At 45.8% G+C, this 10190-nt stretch carries 8 protein-coding genes and 1 pseudogene; 8 read left to right on the plus strand and 1 reads right to left on the minus strand.

All coding sequences use genetic code 11. The features are described 5' to 3' along the window. Nucleotides 1-41 precede the first annotated feature (41 nt). Both gatB and ACTHTQ_RS05955 read left to right on the plus strand, forming a co-directional pair. Nucleotides 42-1472 (plus strand): Asp-tRNA(Asn)/Glu-tRNA(Gln) amidotransferase subunit GatB, encoded by a 1431-nt coding sequence (gene gatB / locus ACTHTQ_RS05950; protein ID WP_440363396.1) that lies wholly within the window; start codon nt 42-44, stop codon nt 1470-1472. A gap of 79 nt (nt 1473-1551) precedes the next feature. Beyond that, a complete protein-coding gene (locus ACTHTQ_RS05955) occupies nt 1552-2556 on the plus strand; it encodes an FAD-binding oxidoreductase (RefSeq protein WP_440363397.1) in 1005 nt (334 codons plus the stop codon). A gap of 234 nt (nt 2557-2790) precedes the next feature. Here ACTHTQ_RS05955 and ACTHTQ_RS05960 read toward each other — a convergent pair whose 3' ends face one another. Next, nucleotides 2791-4902: a LysM peptidoglycan-binding domain-containing protein gene (locus ACTHTQ_RS05960; RefSeq protein ID WP_440363398.1), complete on the minus strand. Its 2112-nt coding sequence runs from the start codon at nt 4900-4902 to the stop codon at nt 2791-2793. Between the two features lie 156 nt (nt 4903-5058). Here ACTHTQ_RS05960 and ACTHTQ_RS05965 point away from each other — a divergent pair, with 156 nt between their 5' ends. The 6 genes and pseudogenes from ACTHTQ_RS05965 to ACTHTQ_RS05990 all read left to right on the plus strand — a co-directional run. Next, nucleotides 5059-5718, plus strand: a complete 660-nt coding sequence (locus ACTHTQ_RS05965; RefSeq protein WP_440363399.1) for a class I SAM-dependent methyltransferase — start codon at nt 5059-5061, stop codon at nt 5716-5718. A 38-nt stretch (nt 5719-5756) separates the two neighbouring features. Then, on the plus strand, nt 5757-6584 hold the full coding sequence (gene mutM, locus ACTHTQ_RS05970) for a bifunctional DNA-formamidopyrimidine glycosylase/DNA-(apurinic or apyrimidinic site) lyase (RefSeq protein WP_440363401.1): 828 nt from the start codon (nt 5757-5759) through the stop codon (nt 6582-6584). A 64-nt stretch (nt 6585-6648) separates the two neighbouring features. After that, complete coding sequence (locus tag ACTHTQ_RS05975; RefSeq protein WP_003685330.1) at nt 6649-7434, plus strand: 1-acylglycerol-3-phosphate O-acyltransferase; 786 nt, start codon at nt 6649-6651, stop codon at nt 7432-7434. A gap of 188 nt (nt 7435-7622) precedes the next feature. Further along, on the plus strand, nt 7623-8360 hold the full coding sequence (locus ACTHTQ_RS05980; RefSeq protein ID WP_003685261.1) for a redoxin family protein: 738 nt from the start codon (nt 7623-7625) through the stop codon (nt 8358-8360). A 253-nt stretch (nt 8361-8613) separates the two neighbouring features. Continuing rightward, nucleotides 8614-10020, plus strand: coding sequence for a dihydrolipoyl dehydrogenase (locus ACTHTQ_RS05985; protein WP_440363400.1), 1407 nt, complete (start codon nt 8614-8616; stop codon nt 10018-10020). A 42-nt stretch (nt 10021-10062) separates the two neighbouring features. Next, a pseudogene (locus tag ACTHTQ_RS05990) lies at nt 10063-10190 on the plus strand (helix-turn-helix domain-containing protein); the annotation flags it as partial.

Here is a 10190-nt window from a genome sequence, read left to right on the forward strand (position 1 = left end):
ACTCATTTAACCGATTAACTTTTTTCGACAGAAAGACCCTTATGACTTGGGAAACCGTAATCGGACTGGAAATCCACGTCCAACTCAACACCCAATCCAAAATCTTCAGCGGCGCATCCACTGCATTCGGTGCCGAGCCTAATGCCCACGCCAGCGTGGTGGAATGCGCGTTGCCGGGCGTATTGCCGGTAATGAACCGCGAAGTCGTCGAAAAAGCCATCAAACTCGGTTTGGCTTTGGATGCGAAAATCAATCAGAAAAACGTGTTCGACCGTAAAAACTATTTTTATCCTGATTTGCCAAAAGGCTATCAAATCAGCCAGTTAGATTTGCCGATTGTTGAACACGGCAAGCTGGAAATCGTAGTAGGCGATGAGGTTAAAACCATCAATGTTACCCGTGCGCACATGGAAGAAGATGCGGGTAAATCCGTGCACGAGGGTTTGAACGGTGCTACTGGTATTGACTTGAACCGTGCCGGTACGCCTTTGTTGGAAGTTGTCTCCGAGCCGGAAATGCGTTCTGCAGCCGAAGCCGTGGCATACGCTAAAGCATTGCATGGTTTGGTAACTTGGTTGGATATTTGCGACGGCAATATGGCGGAAGGCTCGTTCCGCGTCGATGCCAACGTTTCTGTACGTCCAAAAGGTCAGGCTGAGTTCGGTACACGCCGTGAAATCAAAAACCTCAATTCTTTCCGCTTCTTGGAACAAGCCATCAATTATGAAGTGGAAGCGCAAATCGAAATCTTGGAAGACGGCGGTAAAGTACAGCAGGCAACCATGCTGTTTGACCCTGAAAAAGGCGAAACCCGTGTGATGCGTTTGAAAGAAGATGCGCACGATTACCGCTATTTTCCGGATCCGGATTTGCTGCCGGTTATTATTTCAGACGGCCAATTGCAAAAAGCCAAAGAGCAAATGCCTGAGTTGCCGCATGAAATGGCGGCGCGTTTTGTCGCCGATTACGGCATATCTGACTATGATGCACGTCTGTTGACTGCCAGCCGCGCTCAAGCTGCCTACTTTGAAGAAGCAGCCAAAGCCTGTGGCCAAGGTAAATTGACTGCAAACTGGATGAACGGCGAGCTTGCCGCTACCTTGAATAAAGAAGGTTTGGAACTGGCTGAAAGCCCGATTACAGCTTCACGTCTTGCCGAGTTGGTCGCTAAAGTTGCGGATGGAACATTAAGCAGCAAATTGGCGAAAAAAGCTTTTGAAGCAATGTGGGCCGATCCTGAAGCAGGTATTGCCGAAATCATCGAGAAACATGGTTTGCAACAAATTACTGACACTGGTGCAATTGAAGCGATGGTGGACGAAGTGTTGGCAAACAATGCGAAAGCCATTGAACAATTCCGTTCCGGCAATGAAAAAGCCTTGAATGCGATTGTCGGCCAAGTGATGAAAGCAAGTAAAGGCAAGGCTAATCCGGCTCAAGTTCAAGAGCTGATTAAAGCCAAATTAGCTTGATAGATAGGACAGGCCGTCTGAAAACAGGTTTATTTTCAGATGGCCTTTATTTTTGATTTTAAAACTATTCTAAAATACCATGACACATACTATTACCTTATCAGATCAAATCACATTTACGGCAAACGAGGATGAAACCGTTCTTGCTGCCGCGACCCGTCAAAATTTAAATCTGCCCCATTCTTGTAAAAGTGGTACCTGCGGACAATGCAAGGCCGAGTTGATGAGTGGCGAATTTGAAATGGGCGATCATATTGATAAAGCCATCAGCGCCGAAGAAAAAGCGCAGGGTAAAGTGTTATTGTGCTGTACTACTGCGAAGAGCAACCTGAAAATCAATGTGCCGGGGTTTAATCCGAATGCTTTGCCGGTGCGCACTTTGCCTGTACGCATCGAAACGATTGAAATCAAACATGATGTTGCTTTGTTGAGGTTGGCTTTACCTAAAGTGCCGTCATTTGCATTTTATGCCGGACAATATATTGATTTGCTGCTTCCCGGCAATATCAGCCGCAGCTATTCAATCGCCAATTTGCCTGACCAAGAAGGTGTTTTGGAACTGCATATCCGTAAACGTGAAAACGGCGTATGTTCGGAAATGATTTTTGGTGCCGAGCCGAAAGTCAAAGAAAAAGGTATTGTCCGCGTTAAAGGTCCATTGGGTACGTTTACTTTGCAAAAGGACAGCGATAAACCGATTGTTTTGTTGGCAACGGGTACAGGTTACGCACCTATCCGCAGTATTTTGCTTGATTTGATTCATCAGAATAGCGAACGTCCGGTTCATTTCTACTGGGGGGCACGTCAGCAGGAGGATTTGTACGCATTGGAAGAAGCAGAAGCATTAATAGGCCGTCTGAAAAATGCAAAATTCTCGCCTGTCCTTTCTAAGCCTGATTCCGATTGGAAAGGGGAGAATGGATATGTGCAAAACGTTGCCGCACAAAATTATCCTGATTTGAGCCAATATGAAGTTTATGCTTGCGGGTCACTAGCTATGACAGAGAGTGCACAAAGTTTGCTGACTCAAAAATGTGCTTTACCGGAAGATGCCTTCTTCTGTGATGCTTTTTCACCGGCATAATCATGTTTATACAGAATTTATATGTTTGAATGTAGGTGTTAAGAGTAAAATTTGATGGCAATCTGTTTGAGAAAGAGTGTGTTTTTGCACACTCTTTTTTCTATGTGGTAGTTATTGCATAGATATTTATGGCTTGAAGAGATAGCTATTTTGTTTTTAAAAATTGAATTTATTATTTATCATAAAGAAAAGGCCGTCTGAATGTTTCAGACGGCCTTTGTTTTGAAGCAAGTATTAGCTACCGATCAGTTTCAAACGTTGACCAGGAGTCACAGTACGGGTATTGCGGTTCCAACGGCGGATATCATTAACATCAACATTGAAACGGTTGGCGATGGTGTTCAAAGTATCGCCTTTGCGTACAGTGTAGGAAACGTTTTGAATCGGGTTGCTGCGGACTTTTGCAGGAGCAGCTGTGACCCGAAGGATTTGGCCTTTTTTGATATTGTTGCCTTTGATGTTGTTGGCAATAATCAAATCAGCTACGCTCAAGTTGTAACGTTTGGAGATGTTAAACAGCGTATCGCCATCTGCCACGCGGTGTGTGCCTGCTTCAAGTGCTGCAGTTTGTGTGTTTTGTTGACCGTTTACACGGGCAAGACGCGCATTGATGCGGCGTTGTTGTTTAGCGGTATTGGCTGCGATACGTGCGGCACGAGCACTTTCGGCAGTGACAACAGTTTGAACTTGTTTGGCTTCAGGAGTTGCTTCAGCGACAGTCGCTGCAGGTTCCTCTGCAGGTCGGCTTTGTACCAAAGCCATCAGGTCATCATGCTCTTCTTGAACCGGCGCAGCAGCAACAGATTCAACTGCTAGAGCAGGGGCTACATCGTTTGCGGCAACAGTCGGTGCAGTCAAGTCGGCAGGGATAGCTGCTTTGGGTGCTTCTGCAACATTTGTAGCAGCAGGATCAGAAGTAGTATGGGGCATGGCTACAACAGGGGCGGCTACATCCACATTTGCAACTTGTTGAGGCTGCGCCTTGGTTTCTGTTACCGCTACGGAAGTAACGTTTTCAGCTTTGCTGCGTGCAATAAAGTCAACCGGTTTGCTGGACTGTGGAACAACAGGAGAAACAATATTGGTCACGGTATTTTGAGCGACTTTAACCGGTTCTGCTACGTTGGAAGCAATAATCGGAGACATGGCCGGCATATTGGATTGGTAAGTATCCGGAGTATTGTCTTTGTCAATAAAGTTAATAATGTCTTGACTTTGGGTAGCTGAGTTTTTAGCCACCAAAATGCTGCGACCTTCAGAAATGGCACTGCCGCTCAGGCCATTGAGGCGTTTGAGTTCGGCTACACTCATGCCGGTATCGTTAGCAATGGCATTAAGTTTTTTGTTGCCCAAAGAGGTATAAATATCCCAAGACATCAGGGTATCTGGATTGGCATTGCGGTAGTTTTTCTCAAATGCAGAAACCGCAGAAACTGGCAACAACAGACGACGGTTGTTTTTAGGGATAAATACTGGGGCATTGAAACCTGGGTTGAGTGCCAACAGTTCGCTTTCGCTGATGTTTGCAAAGCGAGCGATTGTGCTGTTATCAATAGGTTTGTCGATGCTGACAGATTTGAAATACGGTTGATTGCTGATTTCGCTGATATTCATGCCGAAAGTTTGCGGGTTGGCAACGATGTTGCGGACGGCCAAAAGTTTTGGAACGTAGTTGCGTGTTTCATTCGGCATACGCAGGTTTTCGTATGTCGGCTCCAAACCTTGCGCACGGGCACGGTTTACGGCGCGGCCGACGTTACCTTCGCCCCAGTTGTAAGCGGCAAGGGCCAAAGACCAGTCGCCGAACATACCGTGCAAGTATTGCAGGTAGTTCAGTGCGGCATCGGTAGCGGCGTAAACGTCGTGGCGGCCGTCATATAAAGGCGTTTTTTCCAAGCCGAAGTGGCGGCCAGTAGCCGGCATAAATTGCCACAGGCCGGATGCGCCGACGTGTGATTTGGCTTTGGTTACGAATGCGCTTTCAATGAAAGGCAGCAAAGCGATTTCAGCAGGCATATTGCGTTTTTTAACTTCATTGGCAATATGGTACATATAAGGTTTGCTGCGGGAGATGGTGCGGTCGAAATATGCACTATTTGCAGCAAATTTGTTTTCATGGCGGCGAACCAGTTCTGTATTGACTTCGTTGATGCGGAAGTCTTTACGCAACGATGCCCACAAGCTACCAGAGCCGAAGGTTTGTGCTTTGGCTTGGTCGAGCAGGGAGGAGTTGAGGCGCATCATGGCCATGCCGACTTGGTTGGGCGTGGCGTTTTGCGCGTAGGCTGTGGCGGAAACTGCCGACAGGCTTGAAACGGTCAGAGCGATGGTTTTTAGTTTTGCCATAGTAAATAGAGTTATCAAATATATAATAAAATTTCGTCTTTTCGATGGTATCGTTTCAGCATTCAAACGTCAAGTCGAGTAGGGAATTTGCTTGTATGATGTGGCCGTGGTGTTAAAATTCTGTCACACAAGCCAGAATGCATAGGGGAGTCTTTAATGGAAGTTTTTTTTATGCAAACGCCAATGGGACAATATCTTGCTCAAAAAGAGGCGGATTTTTTCAGACGGCATTTGCAATATTTGAATGGCCAAGTGGCGGTTCAATTAGGCGGTATATGGCAGAGGCCGTCTGAAAATATGATTGTGGTGCCGCGCGATGTGCGGATGGATGCTGAAATGTTGGCATTTGAAACGCATTCAGTGGATGTGTTATTGATGCCCCATCTTTTGGAAATTTCATCTGCCGATTTGGTGTTGCAAGAGGCATTTAGGATATTAAAACCTGAGGGCAGGTTGATTTTGACGGGGTTTAACCCTAAATCTTTGTGGGGATTGAGCTCGTGGTTTGATGGCAAAAGACTGCCTATGAAATCTCAATGCTTGGCTCTGGCTGAGTTGAAACGAAAAATTGCCGCTATTGGTTTTGAAATGGAATATGGGCAGTTTATGGATTATCTGCCTGCGGTGAATTCGCCATCTGTTTTGAAATTTTGGCGGTTTATGGAAAAGGTGGGGGATAGGTGGTGGCCTCAATGTGCGGCGGTTTATGGTGTGGTTTTAACGAAACATTTAATTGGTGTCCATCCTTTGCCTGAATTGGAATCTGCATTCGATGGCAATACGGTTGCTTTAAGTACGGCACGTTTGACCGAATAGTTTTCAGACGGCCTATATATGGATTTGGAGAATTAATGATGCCTGAATTACCTGAAGTGGAAACGACTTTACGTGGAATTACGCCGCATATTGATGGAAAAAAGATAGAAAAAGTCATTATTCGCCAGTTTAAATTGAGATGGCCTATTCATCCGAACTTGGCGCAAATTTTGGCCGAGCGCAAAGTTTTTGCATGCAACCGTCGTGCGAAGTATTTGATTATTACTTTTGAAACGGGTATTTTACTTATTCATTTGGGTATGTCCGGCAGTTTGCGGATTTTTACCGCCGATGATGAGCGTATCGCCACACCGGATAAACACGATCATTTGGATTTTGTATTTGATGACGGTACCGTATTGCGTTATCACGATCCGCGTAAATTTGGTGCGGTATTGTGGTATGAGGGTATTGCCGAGCATCATCCGCTGTTGGAAAAACTGGGGCCGGAGCCGCTCTCGGACGATTTTGATGCAAATTACCTGTATCAGAAATTGAAAAACCAAAAGCGAGCAGTTAAATTAGCGCTGATGGATAATGCGGTGGTGGTTGGCGTTGGCAATATTTATGCGAATGAAAGCCTGTTTAAGGCAGGTATTTCGCCATTGCGTCCGGCGAATAAGTTGACCAAAAAAGAATGCGCATTATTGGTGGAAACCGTTAAAGCGGTTCTGCAAAGGGCGATTGAAACCGGCGGCAGTACGCTGCGAGACTTCGTTAATAGCGATGGAAAAAGCGGCTACTTTCAGCAGGAGTATACGGTCTATAGCCGTCACAATGAGCCTTGTGTCCAATGTGGCGGGCTGATTTTTAAAGAAACTTTGGGGCAGCGTGGAACATTTTATTGTCCAAATTGCCAGAAATAGTTTCAGACGGCCTTAAATGTCAGAGGCCGTCTGAAAATAATGAACACAATACAGAAGAAATTTTATGTCTAAACAAAAAGCTCCTTTTTTTAAACGACTGGGCAGACTTTGCCGTTTGGCAGCTTGGTTATTCAGAACCGGTCGGGATTTGCGTGCCATCGATGGCAACAATGCAGAGGAACGCAATCACGCTGTGGTTGTTTTGGGAAAAGGTGCGTTGGATGCTTTGGATATCGAATTGGAAATCGGCGTACCGCCGCAAGGAAATGTGAGCGGTACTTTGGTGGTGGCCAATCATGTGTCTTGGTTGGATATTTTTGCCATGAGTGCCGTTTATCCGAGCAGTTTTATTGCGAAACAGGAAATTAGCGGCTGGCCGGTTTTGGGGAAAATGGGTAAAAATGCCGGCACGGTGTTTATTAAGCGCAATTCCCGCCGTGATATCGAGCCGATTAATCAGGCGATTTGTGCGGCATTGAAAGCAGGGCAAAATGTCAGTTTCTTTCCCGAGGCACGCACTTCTTCTGGCTTGGGTATTTTGCCGTTTAAAGCAGCCCTGTTTCAATCGGCTATTGATGCGAAAGCGCCGATTCAGGCAGTAACTTTGCGATATTATGATGGCGAAGGACAACGGACGGATCTGCCATCCTATGCGGAGGTAAACCTGTTTCAGTCTTTATGGCGTATTGTTTCTATGAAGAAAATCCGTATCCGTTTGGATTTCTCGCCTCAATACAAACCGACAGACATGCCGGATAAAGACCGCTATGTTTTGAAGGATATTGCGGAAACAGCCATCGGTGAAATTGTGGCTTCGGATTCTCCCGTTCAGCCCTTACCTAAAAAATAATTTCAGTCAGGCACTTGTTTTATTTCAGACGGCCTTCATTTAAAGAAACAGCTGTTTTCGGTTTAATTGAATTGATAGTTTAATGTAATTAATATTATTTGAACTATAAATTATACAAATCGATAGGCCTGCATTAGAATGCAAGCATTGATTCATTTCTCAAACCCGAATTTTTAAGGAGCTTAAAAATGGCTTTGCAAGATCGTACCGGTCAAAAAGTACCTTCCGTAGTATTCCGCACTCGCGTTGGCGACACTTGGAAAGATGTTTCTACTGATGATTTGTTCAAAGGCAAAAAAGTAGTCGTGTTCTCTCTGCCTGGCGCATTTACTCCAACTTGCTCTTCTTCTCATCTGCCACGCTACAACGAATTGTTTGGCGCGTTCAAAGAAAACGGTGTTGACGCAATCTACTGCGTATCTGTAAACGACACTTTCGTAATGAACGCTTGGGCTGCTGAAGAAGAAGCTGACAACATCTACATGATTCCTGATGGCAACGGTGAATTCACTGAAGGCATGGGCATGTTGGTTGGCAAAGAAGACTTGGGCTTCGGTAAACGCTCTTGGCGTTACTCCATGCTGGTTAACGACGGCGTGGTTGAAAAAATGTTTATCGAACCTGAAGAACCAGGCGATCCTTTCAAAGTGTCTGACGCTGACACTATGTTGAAATTTATTGCTCCCGAGTGGAAAGCTCAAGAGTCTGTTGCCATCTTCACCAAACCTGGCTGCCAATTCTGTGCTAAAGCTAAAAAAGCTCTGCAAGACAAAGGCTTGTCTTACGAAGAAATCGTATTGGGCAAAGATGCAACTGTTACTTCCGTACGCGCTATTACCGGCAAGATGACTGCTCCTCAAGTATTCATCGGCGGCAAATACATCGGCGGCAGCGAAGACTTGGAAGCTTACTTGGCTAAAAACTAATTGCCTGTATGCTTAAGACGGCTTGAAAAGGCCGTCTGAAAGACCCAAATATAGAGTTATTCAAACGACGTTTGCAAATCGGCGTTCTGAATAACTCTATATTTACAAGTAGAATTTGAGATTATTGTTTTAAATCGATATTTAGGTATTGGCTATTAATTTTTAGATTTTGATAGTTTATGAAGTTTAGGCCGTCTGAAAACGGATAACCTGATGGCAATATCGGTTTGGATATAGACAGTAAGGATAAAATATGAAAAAGATTCAAGCAGATGTGGTAGTACTGGGTGGCGGTACAGCCGGTATGGGCGCATTTCGCAATGCCCGACTTCATACAGACAATGTTTACCTGATTGAAAACAATGTATTCGGAACAACTTGTGCACGTGTCGGCTGCATGCCGTCCAAATTGCTGATTGCGGCTGCGGAAGCGCGCCATCATGCTCTGCATACCGATCCGTTTGGCGTACATTTGGATAAAGACAGCGTAACGGTAAACGGCGAAGAAGTCATGCACCGCGTGAAGTCCGAACGCGACCGTTTTGTCGGTTTTGTAGTCAGCGATGTAGAAGAGTGGCCTGCCGACAAGCGTATTATGGGTACGGCAAAATTTGTTGATGAACACACCGTCCAAATTGATGACCACACTCAAATTACTGCAAAAAGTTTTGTGATTGCCACCGGTTCGCGCCCTGTGATTTTCCCACAGTGGGAAGTTTTAGGCGATCGCTTGATTGTGAACGATGATGTTTTCTCTTGGGATACCTTGCCTAAGAGTGTGGCCGTGTTCGGCCCTGGCGTAATCGGCTTAGAGTTGGGTCAGGCTTTGCACCGTTTGGGCGTAAAAGTTGAGATTTTTGGCGTAGCCGGTGCGATTGGCGGTATTTCCGATCCTGTTGTCGCTGAAGAAGCCAAAACCGTTTTTGGTGAAGAGTTGACTTTGCATTTGGATGCCAAAACCGAAGTCAAATTGGATGCAGAAGGTAATGTTGAAGTTCATTGGGAACAAGATGGCGAAAAAGGTGTGTTCCATGCCAAATATGCTTTGGCTGCCGCCGGTCGCCGTCCGAACGTGGACAATATCGGTTTGGAAAACCTGAATATCGAAAAAGATGCGCGTGGCGTGCCTGTTGCCGATCCGTTGACCATGCAAACCAGCATTCCGCATATCTTTATCGCAGGCGATGCGTCCAATCAATTGCCTCTGCTGCATGAAGCTTCCGACCAAGGCAAAATTGCCGGCCACAATGCCGCTATTTTCCCGAATATTGAGGGCGGTTTGCGCCGTAGCGTAATCGGCGTGGTATTCACCAGTCCGCAAATTGCCACTATCGGCTTGAAATACGCGCAAGTTACGGCGAAATATCAGCCTGATGAGTTTGTCATCGGCGAGGTTTCCTTCCGAAATCAAGGCCGCAGCCGCGTTATGTTGGTCAACAAAGGCCATATGCGTTTGTATGCTGAGAAAGCGACCGGCCGTTTCATTGGTGCGGAAGTTGTCGGCCCTGCTGCCGAACATTTGGCACACTTGATGGCTTGGGCGCATCAAATGAAGATGACGATTCCGCAAATGCTGGATATGCCGTTTTACCATCCGGTTATCGAGGAAGGTCTGCGTACTGCATTGCGTGATGCCGATGCAAAATTGAAACAGGCTTGATTATTTGATGGAATAAAGGCCGTCTGAAACTCGTAGTAAGGTTTGAACTGCACCCCAAAAGTTGGACATCCCCTCCAACTCACAAGGTGCAGTTTTTTTATGAGCAAATATACATTACACTTCAAATACCAAGCCGTACTCCACTACCTGCATATACGCAGCCAGCAGCG

The organism is Neisseria sp. P0020.S003, assembly GCF_051957095.1.
Taxonomy (GTDB): domain Bacteria; phylum Pseudomonadota; class Gammaproteobacteria; order Burkholderiales; family Neisseriaceae; genus Neisseria; species Neisseria subflava.